This window comes from Defluviimonas salinarum, from assembly GCF_026013545.1.
Classification (GTDB): Bacteria; Pseudomonadota; Alphaproteobacteria; order Rhodobacterales; family Rhodobacteraceae; genus Albidovulum; species Albidovulum salinarum.
The window spans coordinates 1-25,617 of record NZ_JAPDOG010000040.1; the positions used below are offsets into that span (position 1 = coordinate 1).

General features: G+C 64.8%; 30 protein-coding genes and 1 tRNA gene. 17 read left to right on the forward strand and 14 right to left on the reverse strand.

What is annotated here, in order from left to right:
* The first annotated feature begins 353 nt into the window (after positions 1-353).
* From OM960_RS22810 to OM960_RS22830, 5 genes are all read left to right on the forward strand, one after another.
* Positions 354-707 carry a hypothetical protein gene (locus tag OM960_RS22810; RefSeq protein ID WP_264773588.1) on the forward strand — a complete coding sequence of 118 codons (354 nt, stop codon included), beginning with the start codon at positions 354-356 and terminating at the stop codon, positions 705-707.
* 94 nt (positions 708-801) lie between these two features.
* On the forward strand, positions 802-1,662 hold the full coding sequence (locus OM960_RS22815) for a toprim domain-containing protein (protein ID WP_264773589.1): 861 nt from the start codon (positions 802-804) through the stop codon (positions 1,660-1,662).
* Positions 1,659-2,837 (forward strand): AAA family ATPase, encoded by a 1,179-nt coding sequence (locus OM960_RS22820; RefSeq protein ID WP_264773590.1) that lies wholly within the window; start codon positions 1,659-1,661, stop codon positions 2,835-2,837. The genes OM960_RS22815 and OM960_RS22820 overlap by 4 nt, the downstream gene beginning before the upstream one ends.
* A 211-nt stretch (positions 2,838-3,048) precedes the next feature.
* Positions 3,049-3,594 (forward strand): hypothetical protein, encoded by a 546-nt coding sequence (locus tag OM960_RS22825; RefSeq protein ID WP_264773591.1) that lies wholly within the window; start codon positions 3,049-3,051, stop codon positions 3,592-3,594.
* A 100-nt stretch (positions 3,595-3,694) separates the two neighbouring features.
* Positions 3,695-4,144 carry a hypothetical protein gene (locus OM960_RS22830; RefSeq protein ID WP_264773592.1) on the forward strand — a complete coding sequence of 150 codons (450 nt, stop codon included), beginning with the start codon at positions 3,695-3,697 and terminating at the stop codon, positions 4,142-4,144.
* A gap of 1,294 nt (positions 4,145-5,438) precedes the next feature.
* Here the strand turns inward: OM960_RS22830 and OM960_RS22835 are convergent.
* Complete coding sequence (locus OM960_RS22835) at positions 5,439-6,557, reverse strand: S1 family peptidase (protein WP_264773593.1); 1,119 nt, start codon at positions 6,555-6,557, stop codon at positions 5,439-5,441.
* 351 nt (positions 6,558-6,908) lie between these two features.
* Positions 6,909-6,998, reverse strand: a tRNA-Ser gene (locus OM960_RS22840).
* 166 nt (positions 6,999-7,164) lie between these two features.
* Here OM960_RS22840 and OM960_RS22845 point away from each other — a divergent pair.
* Positions 7,165-7,635, forward strand: a complete 471-nt coding sequence (locus OM960_RS22845; RefSeq protein ID WP_263336852.1) for an aminoacyl-tRNA deacylase — start codon at positions 7,165-7,167, stop codon at positions 7,633-7,635.
* 168 nt (positions 7,636-7,803) lie between these two features.
* Entirely contained in the window at positions 7,804-8,157 is a 354-nt protein-coding gene (locus tag OM960_RS22850) for a phasin family protein (RefSeq protein ID WP_263336850.1), read from the forward strand.
* A gap of 21 nt (positions 8,158-8,178) precedes the next feature.
* On the opposite strand, the gene ychF is transcribed toward OM960_RS22850, so the two are convergent.
* From ychF to OM960_RS22865, 3 genes are all read right to left on the reverse strand, one after another.
* Positions 8,179-9,276: a redox-regulated ATPase YchF gene (ychF, locus tag OM960_RS22855; protein ID WP_264773594.1), complete on the reverse strand. Its 1,098-nt coding sequence runs from the start codon at positions 9,274-9,276 to the stop codon at positions 8,179-8,181.
* 68 nt (positions 9,277-9,344) lie between these two features.
* Complete coding sequence (locus tag OM960_RS22860) at positions 9,345-10,424, reverse strand: WD40/YVTN/BNR-like repeat-containing protein (protein WP_264773595.1); 1,080 nt, start codon at positions 10,422-10,424, stop codon at positions 9,345-9,347.
* A gap of 3 nt (positions 10,425-10,427) precedes the next feature.
* On the reverse strand, positions 10,428-10,715 hold the full coding sequence (locus tag OM960_RS22865) for a MoaD/ThiS family protein (protein ID WP_264773596.1): 288 nt from the start codon (positions 10,713-10,715) through the stop codon (positions 10,428-10,430).
* A gap of 106 nt (positions 10,716-10,821) precedes the next feature.
* Between OM960_RS22865 and OM960_RS22870 the strand changes: the two genes are divergently transcribed.
* The 9 genes from OM960_RS22870 (at position 10,822) to OM960_RS22910 (ending at position 17,894) form a co-directional block, all read left to right on the forward strand.
* Positions 10,822-11,529 (forward strand): DUF6778 family protein, encoded by a 708-nt coding sequence (locus OM960_RS22870; RefSeq protein WP_264773597.1) that lies wholly within the window; start codon positions 10,822-10,824, stop codon positions 11,527-11,529.
* Between the two features lie 126 nt (positions 11,530-11,655).
* Positions 11,656-12,093 (forward strand): nuclear transport factor 2 family protein, encoded by a 438-nt coding sequence (locus tag OM960_RS22875; RefSeq protein WP_263336835.1) that lies wholly within the window; start codon positions 11,656-11,658, stop codon positions 12,091-12,093.
* 80 nt (positions 12,094-12,173) lie between these two features.
* Positions 12,174-12,965 carry a tryptophan synthase subunit alpha gene (trpA, locus tag OM960_RS22880; protein ID WP_264773598.1) on the forward strand — a complete coding sequence of 264 codons (792 nt, stop codon included), beginning with the start codon at positions 12,174-12,176 and terminating at the stop codon, positions 12,963-12,965.
* Positions 12,955-13,434 carry an MEKHLA domain-containing protein gene (locus OM960_RS22885; protein ID WP_264773599.1) on the forward strand — a complete coding sequence of 160 codons (480 nt, stop codon included), beginning with the start codon at positions 12,955-12,957 and terminating at the stop codon, positions 13,432-13,434. The genes trpA and OM960_RS22885 overlap by 11 nt, the downstream gene beginning before the upstream one ends.
* Before the next feature lie 199 nt (positions 13,435-13,633).
* Entirely contained in the window at positions 13,634-14,797 is a 1,164-nt protein-coding gene (locus tag OM960_RS22890; RefSeq protein WP_264773600.1) for an alpha-hydroxy acid oxidase, read from the forward strand.
* Positions 14,798-14,905: 108 nt separating this feature from the next.
* Entirely contained in the window at positions 14,906-15,532 is a 627-nt protein-coding gene (locus OM960_RS22895) for a 50S ribosomal protein L25/general stress protein Ctc (protein WP_263336827.1), read from the forward strand.
* 255 nt (positions 15,533-15,787) lie between these two features.
* The gene (gene pth / locus OM960_RS22900) at positions 15,788-16,477 is read left to right on the forward strand and encodes an aminoacyl-tRNA hydrolase (RefSeq protein ID WP_264773601.1); all 690 of its coding nucleotides are present in this window, start codon (positions 15,788-15,790) and stop codon (positions 16,475-16,477) included.
* Entirely contained in the window at positions 16,474-17,526 is a 1,053-nt protein-coding gene (locus OM960_RS22905) for a DUF2332 domain-containing protein (protein ID WP_264773602.1), read from the forward strand. Before pth ends, OM960_RS22905 begins: the two co-directional genes overlap by 4 nt.
* Positions 17,520-17,894 (forward strand): DUF2237 family protein, encoded by a 375-nt coding sequence (locus tag OM960_RS22910; RefSeq protein ID WP_264773603.1) that lies wholly within the window; start codon positions 17,520-17,522, stop codon positions 17,892-17,894. The genes OM960_RS22905 and OM960_RS22910 overlap by 7 nt, the downstream gene beginning before the upstream one ends.
* Before the next feature lie 61 nt (positions 17,895-17,955).
* On the opposite strand, the gene OM960_RS22915 is transcribed toward OM960_RS22910, so the two are convergent.
* The 9 genes from OM960_RS22915 to OM960_RS22955 all read right to left on the reverse strand — a co-directional run bounded on the left by OM960_RS22915 (position 17,956) and on the right by OM960_RS22955 (position 25,171).
* Positions 17,956-18,360, reverse strand: a complete 405-nt coding sequence (locus OM960_RS22915; protein ID WP_264773604.1) for a hypothetical protein — start codon at positions 18,358-18,360, stop codon at positions 17,956-17,958.
* A 239-nt stretch (positions 18,361-18,599) separates the two neighbouring features.
* A complete protein-coding gene (gene trpB / locus OM960_RS22920) occupies positions 18,600-19,832 on the reverse strand; it encodes a tryptophan synthase subunit beta (protein ID WP_263336811.1) in 1,233 nt (410 codons plus the stop codon).
* 13 nt (positions 19,833-19,845) lie between these two features.
* Positions 19,846-20,295: a GNAT family N-acetyltransferase gene (locus OM960_RS22925; RefSeq protein WP_263336809.1), complete on the reverse strand. Its 450-nt coding sequence runs from the start codon at positions 20,293-20,295 to the stop codon at positions 19,846-19,848.
* Positions 20,292-20,945, reverse strand: a complete 654-nt coding sequence (locus tag OM960_RS22930) for a phosphoribosylanthranilate isomerase (RefSeq protein WP_264773605.1) — start codon at positions 20,943-20,945, stop codon at positions 20,292-20,294. The genes OM960_RS22925 and OM960_RS22930 overlap by 4 nt, the downstream gene beginning before the upstream one ends.
* Positions 20,946-20,983: 38 nt before the next feature.
* The gene (locus tag OM960_RS22935; RefSeq protein WP_354003576.1) at positions 20,984-21,337 is read right to left on the reverse strand and encodes a lipopolysaccharide assembly protein LapA domain-containing protein; all 354 of its coding nucleotides are present in this window, start codon (positions 21,335-21,337) and stop codon (positions 20,984-20,986) included.
* An 18-nt stretch (positions 21,338-21,355) separates the two neighbouring features.
* Complete coding sequence (ihfB, locus tag OM960_RS22940) at positions 21,356-21,637, reverse strand: integration host factor subunit beta (RefSeq protein ID WP_263336805.1); 282 nt, start codon at positions 21,635-21,637, stop codon at positions 21,356-21,358.
* A 325-nt stretch (positions 21,638-21,962) separates the two neighbouring features.
* Positions 21,963-23,642 (reverse strand): 30S ribosomal protein S1, encoded by a 1,680-nt coding sequence (gene rpsA / locus OM960_RS22945; protein WP_263336802.1) that lies wholly within the window; start codon positions 23,640-23,642, stop codon positions 21,963-21,965.
* 213 nt (positions 23,643-23,855) lie between these two features.
* Positions 23,856-24,470, reverse strand: coding sequence for a hypothetical protein (locus OM960_RS22950; RefSeq protein ID WP_264773607.1), 615 nt, complete (start codon positions 24,468-24,470; stop codon positions 23,856-23,858).
* Positions 24,471-24,562: 92 nt separating this feature from the next.
* Positions 24,563-25,171, reverse strand: a complete 609-nt coding sequence (locus OM960_RS22955; RefSeq protein WP_264773608.1) for a (d)CMP kinase — start codon at positions 25,169-25,171, stop codon at positions 24,563-24,565.
* A 107-nt stretch (positions 25,172-25,278) separates the two neighbouring features.
* Here OM960_RS22955 and OM960_RS22960 point away from each other — a divergent pair, with 107 nt between their 5' ends.
* On the forward strand, positions 25,279-25,551 hold the full coding sequence (locus OM960_RS22960; RefSeq protein WP_264773609.1) for a hypothetical protein: 273 nt from the start codon (positions 25,279-25,281) through the stop codon (positions 25,549-25,551).
* Positions 25,552-25,617: the final 66 nt, after the last annotated feature.

Consider the following 25,617-nt stretch of genomic DNA (forward strand, 5'->3'; position numbering starts at 1 on the left):
CTATGTGAAGAGCGCGTCTGCCGGGGCGCGACGCGTTCCCCACACTCAACGACATGCACGCTCAACTGGCCGAGTTTTGCTCCGCCACGTGGACGGTTTTTACGCCGCCGTTGACACATAGGGCGACGCCGTGGCGTTGGACACAGACGCAAGGTTTCCCGAAGCCAGTGATCCTGACCCCAGGCTGTACCCGCTGGAAGCTCTCGGATATCGAGGCTTGGGAAGCCACCCGTATTAAAGCTACCGCGTAAGAAAGCCGCCACCCGAACAAGGGGCGGCGGCTCTATTATTGCGGGCGATACGCAATATTTAGTCGAGCGCCTCTCTGGTTTCAACCGATTAGAGGGCCGAGCATGAAACCCAATAATACACCGCCCCGCAATGCCCAGCGCATTTATCGCGTGGGTGATCTGCCGAAAGACCGCTCCCCGGCGCAATACCGGATCACGCGCCGGGACGGCGAAACCGTGACCGCGAACTTGCGCAAGCGCCGTCGTCAAATCCTGGACCTGCTGATGCAAGGACCGGTCTATTGCGCCTCGCCAGTGCGGATCTCCGATATAGTCTGCATCCTCAAACATGAATGCGGCTTGGACGTGGAGACCGTGTTTTACCCCGGCGACAAGGAAGCCGGGGCGGGGGACTTCGGGGTTTACTTCCTGCACAGCGCAGTGGCCCGCTTGGACGGCGTGGGGGTGGCGGCATGATCACCCTGCGCCTCGCCCATCTGCGCCGCCTGTGCGGCCTCTCTGGCCCCGTCACGTTCATCCTCGCCCGGCTTGCCTGTGGGGAGGGCCGCGAATGACGGATGCGCGTCATATCACCCTGGCCTTAGGCGGCGACTGGCACGGCAAGAACGGCAATGCGCCGTGCCCTGTCTGCCAGCCCGAACGCCGCGCCGATCAACGCGCCCTCTCGCTTCGGGATGAAGGCGGCAGGCTTCTGGCCTACTGCCACAAGGGCGGTTGCGACTTCCGTGAAATCGTGAAGGCGGTCGGCGTGCCGCTCGATCACCTCGCCTCTGATCTCGTCGCCCAGCGCGAAGCCGAGGCGAAAGGGGCCGACTATGAACGGGCGCAACTGGACAAGGCCCGCGCCCTCTGGTGCCGCGCCAAACCGATCACCGGCACGAAGGGCGAGGCATACTTGCGAGGCCGGGGCATCACCTGCGCCCTGCCGCCGTCACTGCGCTGGGCCTCGGACCTGCACCATGCGCCGAGCGGGCGCTGGCTCTCTGCACTTGTGGCCGAGGTTTCCACCGGGGCCGTGCATCGCACCTTCTTCGAGAAGACGGGAACCAGGATCACTGGCAGCGCCAAGATGATGCTGGGACCGTGCGCAGGCGGGGCCGTGCCGCTCTGTGGCGGGCCGGGGCCGATTGTCGTGTGTGAGGGCATAGAAACGGGCTTGAGTCTATGTAGCGGTCTTCTTCAAGGCCCCGCGACTGTATGGGCGGCTCTCTCTGCCCCCGGCATGAAGGCGCTGCGCCTGCCCGAGCGCCCAGGTCGTCTGATCGTCGCGACGGACGGAGACGAAGCGGGCGAGAGCGCGGGCCGGGTGCTGGCGGGTGCCGCTCATGCTCGGGGCTGGCAGGTGTCGCTTCTGCCCGCGCCTCAGGGCCTCGACTGGAATGACGTGTTGCAGGGGAGGGCTGCCGCTTGACCATTGTCACCCCGCAGCCCATCGCGTTCATTCCACCGGGCGAGCATGCACCGATAAAGGCGACCCTCTTCGAGTGGCGTGATCCTGCCACCCTAACCCCTCGGCAATGGCTTTACGGGCGGCACTTGATCCGCCGCTTCGTCAGTGTGACGGTTGCCCCCGGTGGAGTGGGGAAGTCGTCTCTGACCATCTGCGAGGCGGTGGCGATGGCCTCGGGCCGCAGCCTCCTGAGCGATTGGGTTTCGGGGCCGCTCCGGGTTTGGGTGCTGAACCTCGAAGACCCGAGAGACGAACTTGAGCGACGAGTCACGGCAACCATGCTGCACCACCGCGTTCAGCCCGAGGCGCTCGACGGGCGGCTCTTTGTCGATAGCGGGCGGGAGCGCGGCCTGTGCACCGCCACTCAGGCGCGCGACGGGGTGACGATCAACGCGCCCGAAGTGGCCGCCGTGATCGCGGAAATCGAGGCCCGACACATCGACGTGCTGATCGTAGACCCCTTCGTTTCGTCGCACATGGTCAACGAAAACGACAACGGCGCGATTGATCTGGTTGCAAAGGAGTGGGGCCGGATCGCAGAGCGGTGCGGTTGCGCTATTGAACTTGTCCATCACACGCGCAAGCTGGGTGGCGAGGAAGCTTCCTCGGAAAGCAGCCGTGGTGCTGTGGCATTGTTGGGCGCAGCCCGATCCGCCCGCGTCCTCAACCGCATGGGGGAGGCGCAGAAGGCCGACGCCGGGGTTTCTTCGGACCCCAACACCTATTTCAGCATCGACCGCGACAAGGCAAACCTTGCCCCACCGGGCAAGCGTGTGTGGCGGCGCATGGTTTCGGTTGATCTGCCGAACGGCGATAGCGTCGGGGTCACCGAGGCGTGGGAATGGCCCGACGACTTCGACGGTATCAGCGTTGCTGACCTTCTGGCCGTTCAGATTGGCATTCGGGACGCGTGGGAAGCGGGCAAACCACCCCGTGCCAGCAACCAGGCCAAGGCCGATTGGGCGGGCGCAGTCGTGGCTTCTGTCCTCGGCCTCGATGCGGTGAAGGAAAAGGCCCGGATCACCCGCATGTTGAAGACGTGGGTCGGCGCCGGGGCGCTGCGAGAGGTGCAGCATGAAGATGCCAAGAGGAACAAGAGGCCATGCTTGGAGGTGGGCGAATGGGCAAACGAATAGACCCCACCACCTTGAAAACCGAGGTGGGGCAAGGTGGGGCAGTGGGGCAAATCCCCCGACCTGCCACACTGCCCCACCACCCCACCCCTAAAGGGGGGTGGGTGGTAGTGGGGCAAGACGCGGCAAGCCAGTCGGACGTGCCAAGTGGGGCAGATTTCGACCGCTTCTTGATGGCGATTTCACCCTTCTTGAGTTTCGTGGGGGCGATCCTGTGACCGACAAAACTAAACCGACGAAAGCCGACCTGCCCGCGCGGAAGCGCCGGGAAGCGCCCTCAGTGGCATTCAAGTTGGAGAATGACACCCTGGAGATCACCGCCTCGGGGGATTACTCGCGGTTCAATGCCGGGATCGAGAATGAAAACGTCGGAGCTGGCGTTCTGAAGCAATTGACCAACCTTGGCTCACAGGGAAAGCGCCTCGATGTGGAAGCCACCAATGTCGCGCTGGGCTTCGTGGATGCGATGAAGCCTCAGGATGCGGCAGAAATGCTGCTCCTCGCCCAAATGGCGGCGACCCATCAAGCGGCGATGATGTTTGCCCGCCGCCTGAACCATGTCGAAAACATCCCGCAACAAGATTCCGCCGAGCGGGCTTTCAACAAGCTGCTGCGCAGCTACGCGGCGCAGATGGATACGCTCAAACGGTATCGCTCCAAGGGCCAGCAATTGGTCCGAGTCGAGCGCGTCACAGTGGAAAACGGCGGGCAAGCCATTGTGGGCAACGTGGAGCATGGGGGGAGGGCCGCCGATGAATGATGACGACAACCCCATGCACCCATAGCTAATGGCATGAATCTGTTAGTGACTTTCTGAAGTCTTTGCCAAAATGTGAAAAACCGCAGCCGGGAGAAATCGTATGAGTGATGAAGCCATGAGTGAAAAAACGGAAGTCAACATAGCTGATCGACTAAGTGCTCTTGAAAAAATGATCGAAGAACAAAGAGCGCAAATTTCCGCCTTGGAGGCAGCACTCTCGGTATTGCTCGTGTCACAAGCGGCTTGTCACTCAGACATGAGACCTGCCAATTTGCTTGCCGAAATGCGGGACCATGACTGGAAGCGAGGCTTCGAAGGTGGAACCACTCGGGTTCCAGGGGCCTATTTCTACGCGCGCGCCGATCAGTATCAATCCGTGCTGGAGTTTGCGGCGAACAGCAACACCGCATCTAGGTATTGGGTGCCTAGCTCTTGGGCATGGCTCGACGAGAGACGTTACAATCGGATGCGAGCGTTGGAGGACAGGTTCACTGAGCTCGCGGAGGCTTACCCTGCCATCGCGTCGACCAAGGCGAACGACGGAGCTTAACAATGGCACGAAATGTCGAGCAGTTGTTTTTATCTCCTCGCTGCGTCGCTCATTCAAAGCGCACTGGCCTTCCGTGCCGTAATCCGGCTGTTAAGGGCTGGCGGGTATGCAGGATGCATGGCGCGGGCGGCGGGCATCTTCCCGGCAAAGACCACCCGTCCTGGCGGCACGGCATGCGGTCGGGAGCGTGGATCGAGGAGCGGCGTGAGATCAACGAGCTTGTGCGAGAAGCCCAAGACGTCGAGCGCCTGCTACGCGACTTGGGCAAAAAGGTGGAATTGGAATGCACGCAGACTAATAACCCTCCAATAATCTCATGTCGGAAGACAGCCCGAGGCGACGCGGCATGAGGCATTGGACATTCAGGCTGCTCTTGCATAGCCTCAAGATGTTGCAATGTCAGGCGTATGCGATGCGAAGCGTGATTTTTACTCTATTGTCCTGCCTCTCAGCTACCGCTGTTAGCGCCGAGCAGCGTATCGACACAGTGGGAGACATGTTAAGCGTGTGCCGCGAGGTTGCGGCGATGCGGTTCAACGCCGGATTGCCTGAAGGTTTCTGCCTCGGCGCAGTGACGGGCGTTATGCAGGTAATGGTGTCCGGATGCGTTTCGGTTAGACACGAGGGCGGCCAGATACCGGCCGAGGTAACTATGTCTCTCCCGAACGGCGACTACCCTGCATACTCGGCAACTCAAGCTTTCGTAGGTTGGGCAGAAGACAACCCGGATAAATGGGACATGCCTTTCACGGTGGCTTTGCTCCTGTCGCTACCGAAGGCCTTTCCGTGCACGGACTGAACTTAGGTGCCTCAATGGCGCTTGAAGTTAGTTGTGGGCTTGGAGCGGCCGTTCGCCTCTTCATACTCAGGCGGCTCGCGGTCATCCCGGGCAGAGACTGTGCCATTCGGCGAGGACTGGGCGCGGTTCATCCAACAAGAACCATCCGTTATTGCGGCACGGCAATTGTTCGCGGGGATGGACCGAGGAATGGCGGCGGCAATGAGTTTGTTTGAGAGATCAGAGAGATAGGGTGGGCGAACGGGAGCGTTCTAGTATTAGTAAGGTTAGTGGATCGTAGGGCTTGCCGAAGCATCAAAACTGTCCTCAAGCACCACTGGGAAACCTCGAAACACTTTCGGAACGTCAGCGTGACACGCGAGCCAATCCTTGTCTCCAGAGATCACAATTTTTTGTCTTCTGCCTTCAGACCAAGCAAATACGCTAGCCCTCCAACTCGGAAGGGCCAACTCGCGCGCAAGCTCTCTTGCCGCGATCACAACCTCCTGATTTTTCTCATACATTGTGTCCCGAGACGATGTGGACGTCTAACCTTTGAAGGATATCTGCCAATGGCAATATGAACGATATACCACGCTGCTCGTTTCCCGCAAACACTAAGCCGACAGCGACTTCTTCGCCTGCAGCATTTCTGGCGACGACAAGTGATCCCGAGTCGCCCGACCTTGAGAAGGGAACCCCATCATCGCCCACTACGATGAACACCTTTTTGAACCAAACGTTTTTCTTCACGCCATACTCATTCACGGTATAAGCTACCGGTACGGGACTGGCGGACTGGGCGACGATTACGCCTGATGTCAGTGCGGTTGTCCTGCCAACCTTGCGCACCCGCATTCCTGGTTGCGGGTCCGAGACGTTTGGGGGCGTATCATATTTGTCGCCTTGGAACGAGGTGACACGAGCCGGGTCAGACAGGGCAAAGATACTTGCATCCCAGTTGTCATCAATCTGTATGTTCTCTGGTATGCCGTCGTTTATGGGCAGTAATCGGCTGTGCCTGCCGATTGTGAATGGATCACAAGCCGTCTCAGTCGCATCTAGCGGACCTGGCGCCAAGATAGGAAGGCCCGGCATTGCGTTGTTGCAGGCACCGGAAACGTGGTTGTTGGTCAGTCCGTACAACTGGCCATTTGCGTCCACCACGATGAGTCCAAAAGTCCCTGCGCCAGTGCAATGGGCAGGGTAAATGGAAGAGCCGCAAGCGTAGAAGCCCTTTCTCTGGTAGAAGGGAAGCGGGCGTTGTGGCGGCGGAGGGTTTCCCTTAACTTGGGCGATGCCGCCTTGCATGTATTCGATTTTGTATCCGGAGATACTGAATGGCAGAGCCTTTTCGTCGCCTTTGGTTACTTTGGTATGAGTAAAGATTACTATTTTCTTTTCGGGCTCCGAAAATCCGATCAGATTGATAGACCTCTTTCGAAGAATTTGCTCTGCGGCCTGTGCTTGGAAGGCCGTACTTCCAATCCGTAGCTCGTTTTGGTCTTCCTCAATGCCCTCTTCTAGGGGAACCTTGTCAAACAAGTTTCTGTGTTTAGCCCAAGCGAGGATACGCTCTGCGATGCCTTCCGCCGTCACCGAGGCATCCGCATTCAACTCGTCGATATCAATCATCGGAATTCCACTAGAATCAACTGCTTGCGTGCGAGCTATCTGATCACTGAAGGTTCATTGCTTCAATCCCAATATGGGCGTTGCCTTTGTCGGTGCGCGGGACCACATGAGAGGTTTAGGGGGCGCAAGCTCACCTGATTGTTGGGTCGGGTGCATGCGATTGTCAGACTGAGGCGTCCGGCGAAACCGCTGCTCAGAGCAAGAACTAAAGGTTTCTGGCAAGCACAGGGTTGAAGAAACTCAGGCGCGGTACGAGTTCGAGTAAGCGTTTTTCTTATGGCGGGTAACTTGGTGGGGGTGCTGCAAATGCTAACAATTTCTGCAATATTTTCAATTGGTTGAGTTAAAAAATGGCGGAGACGAAGGGATTCGAACCCTCGAGACGGTTCCCCGTCTGCACCCTTAGCAGGGGTGTGCCTTCGACCACTCGGCCACGTCTCCGTCGACCCGTTTAATCGCAGGGGCGGCGCTGAGCAAGGGGGAAAGGGCGGTTGTGTGCAACCCTGACTTGCCGGGTCGCGGGATGAGGCGCAGAATGGGCGTTCAGGAAGCCGGCGCGAGGCGCTCGCGTTCCGCGGTCCGCGCGCCCATTGGCACGGAGGTCACCATGACGATTGCGAAGCGCCTCAAGGCGCATCTCGACGGCAAAGGCATCCCCTACGAAACCGTCTCCCATCCCCGCACCGCGACCGCGAGCGAGGCGGCCGAGGCCGCGCATATCCCCGGCGACAAACTGGCGAAATCGGTGGCGATCCACCTCGAGGACGGCCATGTCCTCGCGGTCGTTCCATCCAGCCACCGGGTCGATCTGAGCACGCTTCAGGGCATCCTCGACCGCCGGCTCGGGCTGGCGAGCGAGACCGAGGTGAAGGAGATCTTCGACGACTGCGATGTCGGGGCGGCGCCGCCGGTCGGGGCGGCCTATGGCGTGCCGGTCGTGATCGACGAAAGCCTCGCCGGACTAGACAGGGTCTGGTTCGAGGGCGGCGATCATCGCACCCTGATCTCGGTGACGGGCGCGGATTTCGACAAGCTCATGAAGGATGCCCGGCACGCGGAATTCGGCCACAGGGCGTGAGCGGTTGGTCTGGTGTCCGCGAATCAAGCGATTGAAATAATACAAAATTTGTACCCCGATGGCGTTCGGCGAAAATCCGCGCACTCGATGCGGGGATTGCGCCGAGTTAAGGTGGGCCGGGGAAAAGCGGGTAGAATCTTGCCCGCGACGACTCAGAAAGGACGCAAGATGGCCGAGAAGACGACCTCGCGGGTAACGTTGTCAGACCCGGGCGACACGGCGCTCAAGGCGATGACCAAACTGCAGACCGCGGACGCCGGTTCCGTGGCGCAGATCTACATGGCGTGGCTGGAAGGGATGGGGGATCTCGGGCGAGAGGCCGCGCAGTTCGTGGCCGAACGGATTGCCGAAGACGTCAAGACCCAGCATGCGATCCTGCATTGCCGCAACCCTGCGGATCTCCTGCGCATCCAGCGCGAGTTCCTGCAGAAGGCGCTCGACCAGTATGTTGCCGAGGGTGGCAAGCTGGTGCGGATGAGCAACGAGATCCTCGAGGGAGCGATCCACAAGTCGCGGCAGTGAGCGCGGTTCGGGCCGAGGTGATCAGGCGTTGAAGAGGAAGTGCAGGACGTCGCCGTCCTTGACCTCGTAGGTCTTGCCCTCGACGCGAAACTTGCCGGCCTCGCGGGCGCCGGCTTCGCCGTTGCCGGCGATGTAGTCGGTATAGGCGATGGTCTCGGCGCGGATGAAGCCGCGCTCGAAATCGCCGTGGATGACGCCGGCCGCCTGCGGCGCGAGCGTACCCTTCTCGATCGTCCAGGCGCGGGCCTCCTTGGGACCCACGGTGAAATAGGTCTGGAGGCCGAGGAGGTCATAGGCCGCACGGATCAGCCGGTCGAGCCCGGCCTCCTCGAGCCTCATTTCCTCAAGGAACATGGCTGCGTCCTCCGCAGGCATCTGGGCCAGTTCCTCCTCGATCCTGGCCGAGATCACCACATGGCCGGCGCCCTGCTTCGCGGCCATTTCGGCCACGCGGGCGGACTGGCTGTTGCCGGTGGCGGCCGAGGCTTCCTCGACGTTGCAGACGAAGAGCACGGGCTTCGAGGTCAGGAGCTGGAGCATGGCCCAGGCCTTCGCGTCCTCCTCGGAGACCTGCACGGTGCGGGCCGGCTTGCCGGCCTCGAGCGAGGCCAGCGCCTGCTTCATCAGCCGTTCCTGTGCCACCGCCTCCTTTTCGCCGCCCTTGATCTTGCGGGCGATGTTGGCGAGCCGGCGTTCGATCGATTCCATGTCGGCGATCATCAGCTCGGTCTCGATCGTCTCGGCATCGGCGATCGGGTCGATGCGGCCCTCGACATGGGTGACGTCGCCGTCCTCGAAGCAGCGGACCACATGGGCGATGGCATCGACCTCGCGGATGTTGGCGAGGAACTGGTTGCCGAGACCTTCCCCCTTCGAGGCGCCGCGGACGAGGCCGGCGATATCGACGAAGGTGATCCGGGTCGGGATGATCTGCTTGGAGCCGGCGATGGCGGCAAGCTTGTCGAGCCGCGCGTCGGGCACCGCGACCTCGCCGACATTGGGCTCGATCGTGCAAAAGGGGAAGTTCGCGGCCTGCGCCGCGGCGGTGCGGGTCAGCGCGTTGAAGAGCGTCGACTTGCCCACGTTCGGCAGACCGACGATGCCCATCCTGAAGCCCATTTGCGCGCCCTCCTTTAAGGTCGGGCGCATCTACGGGGGAAGGGTCGCCGCGGTCAAGCCCCGCAGGGTCAGGCGAAGGCGAGTTGCGCGATCGGCGGCAGGTTTGCCGAGACGAGCGACCAGCTATCGCCGCCATCGGCCGAGGTCCAGAGATTGCCGGTGGTGGACCCCATCGCGAGCCGCTTGCCGCTGTCGTCGACGACGAGCGCGTGGCGGTAGATGAGGTCATAGGCATTGTCCTGCGGCAGGCCGGCCGAGAGCGCGTCGAATGTGGCGCCGCCATCGGTGGTGCGGGTGACGACCAGCCTGCCGTCGACCGGCACCCGGCATTCGTCCTTCACGCCCGGTGCGAACCAGGCGTGGTCGGGCCGCGCGGGGTGGACCGCGACGGCGAAACCAAAGGCGGAGGGGCGGGCATTGGCGCTGTGTTCGGCGAAGGTCCGGCCGCCATCCTTCGAGGAGAAGATTCCGCAATGGTGCTGGCACCAGATCCGGTCGGGATCGGCGGCGGAATGGGCGATGAGATGGGGGTCCTGGCTCGTGGGATCCGTGGCCTGGTCAGGCGGCAGAAAATCGGCGCGCAGGCCGTGGCCGCCCTGCTTCCATGTCACGCCGGCGTCCTCGGTCAGCCAGACCCCGCCGCAAGAGACACCAAGGACGATCCGGTCGCTGTCGCGCGGATCGACGAGGATCGAGTGGATGCCGGGGTGGTCATAGCCGCCGCCGAACCATTTCGCCCGCTGCGGCACGTCCCAGAGGCTCTCGACCAGGCGCCAACTTTCGCCGCGGTCGGCGCTGTGGAAGAGCCCGCCGGGCAGCGTGCCGGTCCAGAGCTCGCCGGGCCGGTCGGCGCCCGCGGGCGCAAGTGCCCAGATCATCTCGAGCGCCGGGGCGTCGGGCGCGTCCGAGGCGGGATAGGCGGGGCAGGGCAGTTCCGCCCAGCTCCGGCCGTCATCGTCGGAGCGGTGCAGCTTGCAGCCGAAATGGCCGTGGTTCAGCGCGACATAGATCGCGCCGTCACGCTTGTCTTCGAGCAGTTGGCTCACCGGCGCGGCGAGGAAGGCGGGCGGGCCGTCCTGGCGCCAGCCCGTGCCATCGGCCACGAACCGGAAAAGCCCCTTGCGCGTACCCACCCAGAGCCGGCCCATCTGTCATCCTCCTGAAAGTGCTTGCAGAACGTAGATCTCGGCCCCCGGCGCCACCGGGTCGGACAGCCGCAGCCGGTCGGTGACCATCTCGCCGTCAACGAAGACGTTGACATGTTTACGAAGCCGCCCCTGCTCGTCGAGGATGTAGGAGCGCAGCAGCGGATCGCCCGCCCAGGCCTCCTCGAGCGCCTCGCGCACCGAGACGCCGCCGGCGGTGATCTCGGGCACCGGACGGTGTCGGACAAGATTGGCGGTGAAGCGGATCACCGGCATGGCGCCTCCCTCGGCCATCCTCGCATGAACCTCGGTTCCGCTCAATGCTGCCGCAGGCTCCCTTCGGGCCCGATAGTGTGGCCATCCGGTCAACATTTCGGCAAGCGTTTTGCCTTTAACGCAGGTGAATACAGTCGGCTGGTTGAATGCACAGTCAAACTGGGCCACGGTGCCCTCGTTCTGGCCGGCACCGATCCTGGTGGGCATTGAACGTGTTGTGAGTGAGGATCCGATGAGCTGGTTGAAACCCCTGATTGCCTGCCTCGTGTTGACCGGTTGCGCGACGCACTGGTCCACTGACTACGCCGCACCGCTCGACGCGGAGGTGACGCGGACCTGGCATGTCCACGAGGTCGATGTCCTGATCCCCGAGAAACTGACCGTCAGCGACGAAAACCTCCTCATGCCGCCTGCCGATATTGTCTGGCATGGCGATCCCGACGGCGATCGTCGCGCGCAGGTTTCGGCTATCCTCAATGACGGCATCGCGGCAGGCACGACGGGCCTCGTCGGAGATCGACCGGTCAAGCTCGAGGTGGTGCTCAGGGAGTTCCACGGGGTCACACCGATCGCGATGGTGAATGCTCCCTCCGCTGTCTACAACATCCATTATTCGATCCGGGCGGTGGATGCGGACACCGGTGCGGCGCTCACCGAACCGGCGGAGGTCGATGCCGATCTGGCAGCCCATGTCGGCGCGGACCTCATCACCGCCTCGCTTGAAGGCTCGGATGAGAAATCGCGCCTGCGCGAACATCTCGCCGAGGTGACCGCAGGCTGGCTGGGTATTGGTCCTGATCCCCGCGAAGAGTTCACCAGCGTCGGCCGCTGACCCTCGCCCGTCGCGCGCGACTAATTTCCGAACAAGAGAATCGGCAATTCCGGTTAAACTCCGGCGCACGGAGCCTTTTCATCTGGGAGAATGCCGGCCAGACCGGCCTGACAGGGGGACGTGAAGATGAAAGCCGATGGGAAGACGGAAGCCGACATCAAGCAAGTGATCGCGGCGATTTCCGAACACTATGCAAAACGGAACCTGAAGGAGCTCATGGCCTGTTTCGGGACGGACCCGGACGTGACGGTGTTCGGCACCGGCGCGGACGAAAAGCCGGTCGGGCCCGCCGCCATCGAGGCCCAGGTCAAGCGCGACTGGGCGCAGACCGACGCCATCGCGATCAAGCTGTTCAACCCCGCGGTCTCCGCCGCCGGCGACATCGCCTGGGTGTCGTCCGACGGCGCGTTCGAGATCACGGCGGGCGGCCAGGACATGACCCTGCCGGCGCGGGTGACCTATGTGCTTCAGCGCGAGGATGGCGCGTGGCGGGCGGTTCAGGCGCATTACTCGCTGCCGGCCGCAGGCCAGGAGGAAGGCAGCTCGGTCCCGCCGGCCGGATGAGACGCACCCAAGGGTAAGCTGGCCATTGATTTTCCCCGCGCGTTTCTGCACATCGGGGCGATACCGAGAAAGGGACGCCCATGACACGCATCGACGCCAGGTTCGCCGCCCTGAAAGCCTCCGGAAAGAAGGCTTTCGTGGCCTATATCATGGGGGGCGATCCGGACCTCGAGACTTCGCTCGCGTTGATGAAAGGCCTGCCCGGCGCCGGCGTCGACGTGATCGAGCTCGGCATGCCCTTCACCGATCCGATGGCCGATGGGCCGACGATCCAGCTCGCGGGCCAGCGCGCGCTCGAGGGCGGGCAGACACTGCAGAAGACGCTCGACATGGTGGCGGAGTTCCGCAAGGGCGACGACGAGACGCCGATCGTGATGATGGGCTACTACAACCCGATCTATTCGCGCGGCGTGGACAAGTTCCTCGTCGATGCGAAGGCGGCCGGGGTCGATGGCCTGATCGTCGTCGACCTGCCGCCGGAGGAGGACGACGAGCTCTGTATCCCGGCGCAGAAGGCGGGGATGAACTTCATCCGGCTCGCCACGCCGACGACCGATGACCGGCGGCTGCCGAAGGTGCTGCAGAACACGTCCGGCTTCGTCTACTACGTCTCGATCACCGGGATCACCGGCGCGGCGGCGGCCGAGGCGGGCGATGTCGGTCCGGAAGTGGCACGGATCAAGGCCGCGACCGACCTGCCGGTCATCGTCGGCTTCGGCATCCGCTCGCCCGAGACGGCGCAGGGGATCGCTTCGGTCGCGGACGGCGCCGTCGTCGGCTCGGCCATCGTCAAGATGGTGGGCGAGGGCAAGCCGGTGCCCGAAATCCTCGCCTTCGTCGAAGGGCTTGCCGCGGGCGCGCATGCCGCCTGAGGCGGCGGAACCGTTCCGGCGCCCCGAGGTCGCCGCCTACAGCGCGCTTCTTGTCGACAGTTTCCGGCGCCTGACCGGACGCGACCTCGTGCCGGGCCTCGTCGGCCCGGCGCTGGCCGAGGCGTTGTTCCGGCTGCCCGATCCCATCGTCGCGCACGGGACCGAGGCCGATCCGGTCTTCTGCTACGCCAATGCCACCGCGCTCGCACTCTGGGAACTGGATTGGGCGCGCTTCACGCGCCTGCCCTCGCGCCACTCGGCCGAGGCCGACCCGGCGATCCAGGGCGACCGCTCCCGGCTGCTCGCAGCGGCGCTCGAAAAGGGCTGGATCGACGATTACGAGGGGATCCGCATTTCCGCGACCGGGCAGCGGTTCCGGATCGCGCGGACGGTCCTGTGGAATGTCGTCGACCGCGACGGGGTGCGGCACGGGCAGGCGGCGTTGATCGGCAGCTGGCACATGCTCTGACCTGCGCCGGGCGGTCGCGCCGACGTCGGTCGTCGGCCCCTCGGCGAGGCTGGTGAGAAAGGCCCAGAGGATCGTCTCCGTGTACCGTGCTTCCGGAAGCCAGTGCACAGGGCGCCGCGCCGAAGCGCAAGCCGGAAGCGGGTTGTCAGGTGCTCGATAAATTGGTAAAGAAAAATAACCAATCCAATCGGAGGCCGCCATGCCCGTGATCACCTGCATAGACGATCTGAAGCGTCTCTATCGGCGCCGGGTGCCGCGGATGTTCTACGATTATGCCGAGTCGGGCAGTTGGACCGAGCAGACCTTCCGCGAGAATTCGACGGATTTTGCCCAGATCCGGCTCCGGCAGCGGATCGCCGTCGACATGACCGGGCGTTCGACCGCGACCGAGATGGCGGGCCAGCGCGTGACGATGCCGGTCGCGCTGGCGCCGGTCGGGCTGACGGGGATGCAGAACGCCGATGGCGAGATCAAGGCGGCGCGGGCGGCGGAAAAGTTCGGTGTGCCCTTCACGCTCTCGACCATGTCGATCTGCTCGATCGAGGACGTGGCCGCCCATGTCGAAAAGCCGTTCTGGTTCCAGATCTACACGCTCAACGACGACGACTTCAATCGCCGGATCATCGATAGGGCGAAGGCGGCGGGCTGTTCGGCGCTGGTGATCACCGTCGACCTTCAGATCCTCGGCCAGCGCCACCGAGACCTCAAGAACGGCCTTTCCGCCCCGCCGAAGCTGACGATCCCGACGATGTTGAATCTCGCCACCAAATGGAGCTGGGGGCTGGAGATGCTGGGCACCAGGCGGCGGTTCTTCGGCAATATCGTCGGTCATGTCGAAGGCGTGAGCGATCCTGCCTCGCTCTCGGCCTGGACGGCCGAGAAGTTCGACCACGCCCTCAACTGGGACAAGATCCGCAAGCTCATGGACATGTGGGGCGGCAAGGTGATCCTGAAGGGCGTGATGGAGCCCGAGGATGCCGAGCGCGCCGCGGCGCTGGGTGCCGACGCGATCGTGGTGTCGAACCACGGCGGACGCCAGCTCGACGGTGCGCTGTCGTCGATCCGGATGCTGCCGGAGATCGCCGCGGCGGTCGGAGGCAAGACCGAGATCTGGATGGACGGCGGCATCCGCTCGGGCCAGGACGTGCTCAAGGCGGTGGCGCTCGGCGCGAAGGGCGTGATGATCGGGCGGGCCTTCGTCTACGGGCTCGGGGCGATGGGCGAGGCGGGGGTGACGAAGGCGCTTCAGGTGATCCACAAGGAGCTCGACACCTCGATGGCGCTTTGCGGCGAGACCGCGGTGACAAGGCTCGGCCGCCACAACCTGATGATCCCGAAGGGGTTCCTCGACGGTTTCGCGTGAGGGCAGGGGGTCAAGAATCCGCTTTCCTTCGCGGCCGATCCCGTCTATACGCCCCGCTTCATGGGCATGCACCCTTGGAGGATGCCCTTTTAACCTATGGAGAGACCAATGGCTGGTGAGATCCCCGATCTTATCGCCGAGGTACGGACGGGGACAGGCAAGGGGGCCGCTCGTCAAGCTCGTCGTGAGGGCAACGTACCCGGCATCGTTTATGGCGGCGGCAAGGATCCGATCGCTATCAACGTCAACTATCACATGCTTCTCAAGAAGCTGAAGCAGGGCCGGTTCCTGCAGACGCTCTTCAACCTCAAGGTCGAGGGCGAAGAAGACGTCCGCGTGATCTGCCGCAACGTCCAGCGCGATGTCGTGAAGGACCTGCCGACCCATCTCGACCTGATGCGGCTGAAGCGCACCTCGCGGATCAGCCTCTACATCCACGTCGACTTCGTGAACCAGGACAAGGCGCCGGGCTTCCGCAAGGGCGGCACGCTCGTGGTGGTGCGTCCGGAAGTCGAGCTGGAAGTGACCGCGGGCGATATCCCCGATCACATCACCGTCGACCTCTCGGGCCGCGACATCGGCGATGTCATCCACATCAACGACATCGAGCTGCCGAAGGGTGCGAAGCCGACGATCCAGCGCAACTTCGTCATCGCCAACATCGCGGCGCCCTCGGGCCTGCGGTCGACCGATGCCGAGGAAGGCGAGGAAGTCGAAGAGGGCGACGAGGAGTAATCCTCCGTCCATCGCGATACAGTCAGCGCGGGGCCCTCGGGTCCCGCGTTTTCGTTTGTAACCTTGTGCGGCGTGCCCTCGTGGCGGCCCGCCGCCGGCGGGCATACCTGGGGCAGGATGAAGGGGCGGCGGCACGCTTTTCCGAGCCCCGCCGGGGTGTCGTCCGGTCCCTCTATGTGTGATCCGGCGGCCGGGGGCGCGGTTGCGCCGGTCGGGGCTCGGCTCTAGGGTGGCCGCGCAATTAATGGGGGCGAGATGCGGCTCTTCGTCGGGCTCGGCAATCCGGGCCAGAAATATGCGGGCAACCGCCACAATATCGGCTTCATGGCGGTCGACCGGATCGCCGCGGATCACGGTTTCGGCCCGTGGCGGGCGAAGTTCCAGGGGCTGGTGAGCGAAGGCCGGCTCGGGACCGAACGGGTGGCGCTCCTGAAGCCCGGGACGTTCATGAACCTGTCCGGCCAGTCGGTCGGGGAAGCGATGCGGTTCTACAAGCTTGAACCCGGCGACGTCACCGTCTTTCACGACGAGCTCGACCTCGCGCCCGGCAAGGTCCGGGTGAAGACCGGTGGCGGCCATGCCGGGCACAACGGGCTCAGGTCGCTCCACCAGCACATCGGCGAGGGCTATGAGCGGGTGCGGCTCGGCATCGGCCATCCGGGCCACAAGGACCGCGTTTCTCCCTATGTGCTGTCGGACTTCGCCAAGGCCGAGGCGGGCTGGCTCGACGACCTCATGCGCGGGATCTCGGACGGGGCGGCGGCGCTTGCCGCCGGCGACGCGACGCGGTTCATGAACGCGGTGTCGCTCAGGACCGCGCCGCCGCGATCCTCGGGGGGCGCGGACAGCACGGCGAAGCCGGAAGCGCCGGCGAAGGCGGCCGAACCCGCGCCGGAGGAGGATACCCGCTCCCCGCTCCAGCGCCTCATGGACCGGTTCAGGTGAACTGGCGCGCGGCATTCCGGGAGCAGGCGGTGAACTGCGCCGCGCTCGGATCGCCGTTCACCGCCCGACTGCTCGACCTCATCGCCGCGCGCGGTCTGCCGGAGGGTCGCGTCGCCGCGCGGATCGCGAATTGGCAGGGGGATCCGACGTCGCGTGGCGCATCGGTGCCCCTGCGCCTGACCGGCGCGCTGCACGGGCTGGTGCTGGAGCGGCGGGCGCCGGGCCTTGCCGCGCTCTATCCGCCGGCAGGGGCGGCGGACGATGCGCTTTGGGCCGCCATCGGCGCGGCGGTGGTCGCCGAAGAGGCCTGGATCGACCGCCGGCTCGACCATGCGCCGCAGACCAACGAGGTCGGCCGTTCGGCCTTTCTCATCGCCGCGGCGCGTTGGCTTGCCGCCCGGACCGGGCTGCCGCTGGAACTGAGCGAGCTTGGCGCCAGCGCCGGGCTGAACCTCTTGCTGGACCGCTACGCGCTCTGCGTCGGTGGCCGGTGGTTCGGGCCGCAAGGCGCGCCGGTGCGGCTGAGCCCGGACTGGCGCGGCGCTCTGCCTGAGGACGTTCTTCTGCATGTCGCCGGCCGCGCCGGCGCCGATCTCGCGCCGCCTGATCCGGTGACGGAGCGAACACGGCTGCTCTCGTTCATCTGGCCCGACCAGCCGGCGCGGCTGGAGCGGATGCGCGCGGCGCTTGAAGAGGCCGCCCGGCTGCGGCTTCGGGTCGAGCGGGCGGACGCGATCGACTTCCTCGAACGCCGCCTTGCGACGCCTGTCGAAGGGCGGCTGCATATGGTGTTCCATACGGTGGCATGGCAGTATTTCCCCAAGGCCGCGCGCGCTCGCGGTACCGCTTTGTTGGCCGCCGCCGGCCGAAGCAGCAGTTCTGAAGCGCCGCTTGCGCTCGTCGCGATGGAGGCGGATGGCCGCGCCCCGGGCGCCGGGCTGTCGATGACGTTGTGGCCGGGCGGGCAGCGCCACGATGTCGGCCGCGCCGACTTTCACGGCCGCTGGATCGACTGGCGGCCACCCGAACCGGAGAGCCTGCCATGGTAGAGCCGATGCCTTCTCTCAACGTCCTTGGCGGTCCGCTCGAACCCTGCTCAACCGCGCCCCTGACCGGGTTCTTCCGCGACGGGCACTGCAATACCTGTGTCGAGGATCGCGGCAGCCACACGGTCTGCGTGGTGATGACCGCGGAGTTCCTCGCCTTCTCGAAATACGTCGGCAACGACCTGACGACTCCGCGCCCGGAGTTGCGCTTCGCGGGGCTGAAGCCGGGCGATTCGTGGTGCCTCTGCGCGGTACGCTTCGCCCAGGCGCATGACGAGGGCTGCGCGCCGAGAGTGCGGCTTGCCGCCACCCATGCGCGCGCTCTGGAAGTCCTGCCGCTCTCGGTGCTCAGCACTTACGCGCTGGGCTAGGAGGGGGCGAGACAGTGGCAGGCGGGCGCGGACCGGTCAGATCCGCGCTACCGTCGCAAGCTCAATCGTCGGAATCGTCACGGCCGTCGGAATCGTCGCCGTCGTCCGAATCGTCGCCGCCGTCGTCTGAATCGTCCCCGTCATCGTCGGAATCGTCGCCGTCGTCGTCATCGCTGTCGTCCGATCCGTCCGAGTCGCTCTCGCCGCCGCCCTTGTGGCGATCGGTCTGCGCGAGAACGAAGCCACCTGACCCGTCCGCGTCCGTTTCCGCCGAGCCGGACCCATCCACGCTGGAATCGTCCGCCTCGAGGATGGCGTCATCGTCATCGATGAGTCCCTGTTCCATCGCGCCCTCGGCGTGGCTCATGGTGGCGCCAAGCGTTAGTGCGACTGCAAGTGTCAACAAGTGCTTCAAGATCGCGTCCTCCTGATCGACAGGTTGTTCGTGCCTCGTTTGATCCTCCATTCGGGACAGTCCCGGCTGGAAGGCGCCGCTGTTGCGGTCAACGCATACAATGACTTTTTGTCGAGAATGTGCCACGCAGTTTCACACGGTCGGCGGTCCGCCGCCGGTCATCGCGCTGGGCGCGGAGTCCGCCGAAAAAACGGTGTGATTTCAACGCAAGGACGGCTGGCAGAAAAACGCCGGCCACGGCAGGGCCGGGCCGGCGAGAGACGTTCGTGCGCGGGAATCACCCGCCCGGGTCAGGTCTTGATGTCGAACCCGAGGTGCTTTGCGACCGCGAAGATGTCCTTGTCGCCGCGGCCGCACATGTTCATCACGATGATGTGGTCCTTGGGCAGCGTCGGAGCGATCTTCATCACATGGGCGAGCGCGTGGGAGGGCTCCAGCGCCGGGATGATCCCTTCGAGCGCGCAGCTAAGCTGGAACGCCTCCAGCGCCTCCTTGTCGGTGATCGCGACATATTTCGCGCGGCCGGTCTCGTGCAGCCAGGCGTGCTCGGGGCCGATGCCGGGATAGTCGAGGCCCGCCGAGATCGAGAAGCCTTCGAGGATCTGGCCGTCCTCGTCCTGCAAGAGGTAGGTCCGGTTGCCGTGCAGAACGCCGGGCCGCCCGCCGGTGAGCGAGGCGCAGTGCTCCATCCGCTCGTCGACGCCCTTGCCGCCCGCTTCGACGCCGATGATGTTGACCGACGGATCGTCGAGGAACGGGAAGAAGAGCCCCATCGCGTTCGAGCCGCCGCCGATCGCGGCGATGACAGTGTCGGGAAGCCGGCCTTCGCCCTCCTGCTCGACGAGTTGCCAGCGCACCTCCTTGCCGATGATCGACTGGAAGTCGCGGACCATCGCCGGGTAGGGATGGGGACCGGCGACCGTGCCGATGCAGTAGAACGTGTCGCGGACATTGGTCACCCAGTCGCGAAGCGCGTCGTTCATCGCGTCCTTGAGCGTGCCGCGGCCAGAGGTCACCGGCACGACCTCGGCGCCGAGGAGGCGCATGCGGAAGACGTTCGGCGCCTGCCGCTCGACGTCATGCGCGCCCATGTAAACGATGCACTTCAGCCCGAACTTGGCGCAGACCGTCGCGGTGGCCACGCCATGCTGGCCGGCGCCGGTCTCTGCGATGATCCGGGTCTTGCCCATGCGGCGGGCAAGGATGATCTGGCCCAAGACGTTGTTGATCTTGTGCGCGCCGGTATGGTTCAGCTCGTCGCGCTTCATGTAGACCTTCGCGCCGCCGAGATGCGTCGTCAGGCGCTCGGCGAAGTACAAGGGCGAGGGCCGGCCGACATAGTATTTCCAGAGATGGTCCATCTCGGCCCAGAAGCTCGCGTCGGTCTTCGCCTTCTCGTACTCGGCCTGCAGATCGAGGATCAGCGGCATCAGCGTTTCCGAGACGAAGCGGCCGCCGAAATCGCCGAAGCGGCCCCGCTCGTCGGGTCCGTTCATGAAGCTGTTGAACAGGTCGTCGGCCATCGTCGCGTCTCCTTCAGGGGCTCAACTCGCGTTTATAGCCAATGTGGGATGGGGTAAAGCCGAGCCGGTCGTAGAATTCCCGCGCCCGGTTGCGGCCCTTCTGGGTAGTGAGCTGCATCATCCGGCAACCGGCGGCGCGGGCGCGGGCCTCGGCATCCGCCATCATCGCCCGGCCGATCCCCTGGCCGCGCAGGTCGGCGGCGACACGGACGCTTTCGACCTGGGCGCGGCGCGTGGCGCGGTGCGAGAGCCCGGTGATGAAGGTCATCTGATAGGTCGCGACGATGCGGCCGTCCCGCTCTCCGACGATCAGGTGGTTCGTGCCCTCAGCCTGCATCGCATCGAAGGCGGCGAGATAGGCGTCGAGCGGCGCGGTCTCGCGCCCGGCGCCGTAGTCGTCGTCGGCGAGAAGCGCGATCACCGCCACGACATCCTCGCGCCGGCCCTCGCGGAAGCGGGTCATGCCGGGACGGCGCCGCGGGCGGCGGCGATGAAGGCGCGGATCAGCTCGGCATCCTTGACGCCCGGCGCGCTTTCCACGCCTGACGACACGTCGACCTGCCGCGCGCCGGTGAGCCGGATCGCCTCGGCGACGTTCAGGGGGGTGAGTCCACCCGCGAGCATCCAGGGACAGGGCCAGTATTTCTTCGCGACGAGCCGCCAGTCGAAAGCGAGCCCGTTGCCGCCGGGAAGCGCCGCCCCTTTCGGCGGCTTGGCGTCGACCAGAAGCTGGTCGGCCACCCGGCCATAGGCATCGAGCGCGGCAAGATCCTCGGGACCCGCGACGCCCACCGCCTTCATCACCGGCAGGCCGTAGCGCGCGCGGACCTCGGCCACGCGGTCGGGACTTTCGGTGCCGTGGAGCTGGAGCATGTCGAGGGGCACCGCGCCGGTGATCGCGTCAAGCTCGGCATCGGTAGCGTTCACCGTCAGCGCGACCTTGGCCACTCCGGGCGGCACGTCGAGGGCGAGCCGGGCAGCGTCGGCAATTTCGAGATGGCGCGGCGATTTCGCGAAGAAAACGAAGCCGAGGTAGGCCGCCCCCGCCGTCACGGCGGCTTCGACATGGGCTTTATCGGGAAGCCCGCAGATTTTCACGCGGATCTGGTCCATGCGGTCGTTTCCGGCTCCGGTCGGGCGCGGGGATACGCTCAGCGCGCCGCGCCCTTGCCTTCGAGAATCGCCAGCACGTCGTCCTCGGGCTCGGGCTTGGCGGCCTTGAGCCGGGACACCTCGCGCTCCAGCCGTCCGGCCTCGCGCTTGTGCTGGCTCGCGGCGGCGCGGTGCTTGGCCTCGCGGAACCATTCCCAGACGAAACCGATGCCGAGCCCGGCGACGATGCCGGCGAAGATCACGAGAAACAACGGCAACTCCGCCGACCAGCCGAAGCCGAGATAGGCGTCGAGTTCCTGCGGCAGGAGCCGCAGGGTCACCGTGTCACGATTTGCCGAGGCAACCGCTACGAGGGCGATGGCCAGAAGGGCAAGAAAAATCAGGCGGAACATGCGCAACATGCGCGATCCTTACCCCCCGTTGAGCCGGTCCCGCAAGAGCTTTCCGGTCTTGAAGAAGGGCACGTGCTTCTCCTCGACTTCGACCGACTCGCCGGTGCGGGGGTTGCGGCCGATACGGGCGTCGCGCTTCTTCACCGAAAACGCGCCGAAACCGCGCAGTTCGACCCGGTCGCCACGGGCGAGCGCCTCGATGATCTCCTCGAAGATCGTGTTCACGATCCTCTCGACGTCGCGCTGAAAGAGATGTGGATTCTCCTCGGAAATCTTCTGGATCAGTTCAGACCGGATCATACGGAACCCCCCTTCGCGTGCCGGCTTGGTTGCCAGCCGCAGTTTTCTTCGCCCGAAACTATAGGCGGAAAGCGCGACTCGACAAACAGGAAAGCCTTTGGAAAAGCAGCATTTCCGCCCGCTCGGCAAGAATTGAACAACCGGGGCCCGCCAAGGCGAAGCCACAGCCCGGTCACCGGCAGGGAGGGATGCCGAATAACGACGGGCGCGGAGTGGGCGCGCGCGCCGTGATTCGCCCGGCGGGGCGGCGCGCCCGTCGCCCGGCGGAAACGAAAAGGCCCCGCGGTAACCGCGGGGCCTTTCCTTATCGTCGCAAAAGCGATGCTTACTTGTTGCCCTTCAGCGCGGCGCCGAGGATGTCGCCGAGCGAGGCGCCCGAGTCGGACGAGCCGTACTGTTCCACGGCTTCCTTCTCTTCGGCGATCTCGCGCGCCTTGATCGACAGGCCGAGGCGGCGGGTCTTCGAGTCCACGTTGGTCACGCGGGCGTCGACATGGTCGCCAACCTGGAAGCGCTCGGGGCGCTGGTCGGCGCGGTCGCGGGCGAGGTCCGAACGGCGGATGAAGGACTTCATGCCGTTGTACTCGACCTCGATGCCGCCATCCTCGATCGCGGTGACCGTGGTGGTGATGACCGAGCCGCGCTTCACGCCGTCAACCGCATCGGAGAACGTGTCGGCGTCGAGCGCCTTGATCGAGAGCGAGATGCGCTCCTTCTCCACGTCGACCTCGGTGACGGCGGCCTTGACCACGTCGCCCTTGCGGTAGTTCTGGATCGCATCCTCGCCGCGCTGTTCCCAGCTGAGGTCGGAGAGGTGCACCATGCCGTCGATGTCGTTCTCGAGGCCGATGAACAGACCGAACTCGGTGATGTTCTTGACTTCGCCTTCGATGACGGTGTTGACCGGGTGGGTTTCCGAGAAGACTTCCCACGGGTTGCGCATCGTCTGCTTGAGGCCGAGCGAGACGCGACGCTTCGCAGTGTCGATCTCGAGCACCATGACGTCGACTTCCTGCGAGGTCGAGACGATCTTGCCCGGATGGACGTTCTTCTTGGTCCAGGACATCTCGGAGACGTGGACGAGGCCCTCGACGCCGGCTTCCAGCTCCACGAACGCACCGTAATCGGTGATGTTCGTGACGCGGCCCTTGTGGACCGAGCCGATCGGGAACTTCGCTTCCACGGTATCCCACGGATCGGACAGAAGCTGCTTCATGCCGAGCGAGATGCGGTGGGTTTCCTTGTTGATCTTGATCACCTGGACCTTGACGGTCTCGCCGATGTTCAGGATCTCGTTCGGGTGGTTCACGCGGCGCCACGCCATGTCGGTGACATGGAGCAGGCCGTCCACGCCGCCGAGGTCAACGAAGGCACCGTATTCGGTGATGTTCTTGACCACGCCGTCGACGGTCTGGCCTTCCGACAGGGCGCCGATGACCTCGGCGCGCTGCTCGGCGCGGGACTCTTCGAGGATCGCGCGGCGCGAAACGACGATGTTGCCGCGGCGGCGGTCCATCTTGAGAATCTGGAACGGCTGCTTCATGCCCATGAGCGGGCCGGCATCGCGGACCGGACGGACGTCGACCTGCGAGCCGGGCAGGAACGCAACGGCGCCGCCGAGATCGACGGTGAAGCCGCCCTTGACGCGGCCGAAGATCGCGCCGTCGACGCGCTGCTCGTCGGCATAGGCCTTCTCGAGACGGTCCCAGGCCTCTTCGCGGCGGGCCTTCTCGCGGCTGATGACAGCCTCGCCCCGGACGTTCTCGACGCGGTCGAGATAGACCTCGACTTCATCGCCGACGGCGATTTCGGCCGGCTCGCCGGGGTTGGCGAATTCCTTGAGATCAATGCGGCCTTCCATCTTGTAGCCGACATCGATGATGGCCTGGCCCGCTTCGATCGCGATGACCTTGCCTTTGACAACGGTCCCTTCCTCGGGCGTGTCGATCTCGAAGCTTTCCTTGAGGAGGGCTTCGAATTCCTCCATCGTCGCTTTAGCGCACATGCGTGTTCAGTTCCTTTTCATGTGTTTCTGGCCATGCGGTTGGCTCCGCCGGTCTTTGGTTGGCGTCATAGGCGCCGAACAAACGATAAGGGCCGCGGATTTCTCCCGACCCTGCCCGTATGCTCGTCTTTGGCTTCCACCGCCTTTTTGACTGGAGCCGCTATAGAGAGTTCCGGGGTACGAGGCAAGAGCCGCGCGCCCGTTTGGCCCCGATCAGCGGCAGAACCGGGCGACGACGTCGTAGCGCGGCACCGGAGGGGGCAGGTCTTGCGGCAGGACCGGGCGCAAGCTCGCGCCGTCGGGCTCGAAACGCGGCACCGGCCATTTTGGTGGAAACCAAAAGAGGCTCTCGGGTTCGAGCCGCAGCGACTGGCAGAGCGCCCAGTCCTCGCGCCCGGCGAGAGCCGGGGACGCGTGGGTGCCGCCACGCAGATCCACGATGTGACCCGACTTGCGGCCGAGCCCCTTGACCTCGAAGCTCAGGGGATCGCGCAGGATCATGCTCCCCGCCGCCGGGCCGTCGCCGAAAAGCTGCGCCTCGCCCAGCCAATCGCTGCCGTAAGAGATGTGAAGCGCGTAGCGTCCGGGCGGCACAAGAACCCGGAAGAATTCGCCGCCGCGAAGATAGGCGGCAAGCCGGTTCGTCCCGGTTTCAACCTCCACGAGGAAAAGGAAATAGTCTTTCCCGGGCAGCGTCTTGACCTGAAGCGGAAAGATCGCCGGCAGGTCACCCTGACGCCAGAGTAGGCCGGTTTCCGGGCGCTCCTCCGCAGGCAGCGCCGCGGCGGACACCGCGAGGGCGAGCAGCGCCGCCCCTATGATGCGCATTGATAGCCTGGCTTTTCGCATGGACGTATCGGTTTCTACGAAGGGGTACCGCGTCCGATATGGGGCCCGACCCCGCCAGCGCAAAGGCGCGGTCAGGCGAGCTTCGCCTCGACCTCGGCCAAAGCGCGGGCGACCGCGACCTCGATCGTCATTTCCGTGGTATCGAGCACCACCGCGTCCTTGGCCGGGCGCATCGGCGCCGCCTCGCGCTCGGCATCGCGGCGGTCGCGGGCCTTGAGGTCGGCGAGCACCTCGTCCTCGGTGATCGGGTCGCCCTTCGCGCTGAGTTCCAGCCAGCGCCGGCGCGCGCGCACCCCGTCCGAGGCGATGACGTAGAGCTTCACCTCCGCGTCCGGGCAGATCACGGTGCCGATGTCACGGCCGTCGAGCACCGCGCCGCCTTCGCGCCGCGCGAAGCTCCGCTGGAAGGCGACGAGCGCTGCGCGTACCTCGGGGATCGCGGCCACCCGGCTCGCGGCCTGACCAGCCCCGGCCGACCGCAGGTCGTCGCGGTGCAGATCTTCCGGCACGAGATCGCGCGCTGCCGCCACCGGATCGCCCTCCGGCCCCGCCTTGGCCCCTACGGCACGATAAAGCAGCCCGGTGTCGAGATGGGCAAAGCCGAAATGCGCCGCCACGGCACGGCCAATCGTGCCCTTGCCCGAAGCCGCAGGCCCGTCGATGGCCACCGTGAATCTCATTGCGCCCCCCGCGTTTTCCTCCCTCTAAGCCGCCCCCCGGCCAAGGTCAAACCTTGACCGCCGTCCGCTCTCGGTTTCTATTCGCGCCATGGTTGCAAGGTGCTTTGATGAAGATCGTCCTTTTCAATCCCCCGCATACGGCGATTGGCTCGCGCGTTCCCGGAGAACAGCTTCCACCGCTCGGCCACCTCGCCATCGTTGCGCTGCTTCTCTCCGTCGTCCCGGCTCAGGCCGACCCGACCTGCCTTTCCGCCCCCACTCAAGATTGCGTTTTCCAGATGGCGCTGGATCAGTCGCTCGCCACGCCAAAGGCCGGGGCCGCAGCCACGGGCCTAGGGTCAGGACCCATTGATCTGCTTGAAGCTGCCGCCGCCGGGTGATTCAAGGCTCCAGACTGACGGGGTTGATGATGAGCAATCTTTTCTGGCTGACGGACGAGCAGATGG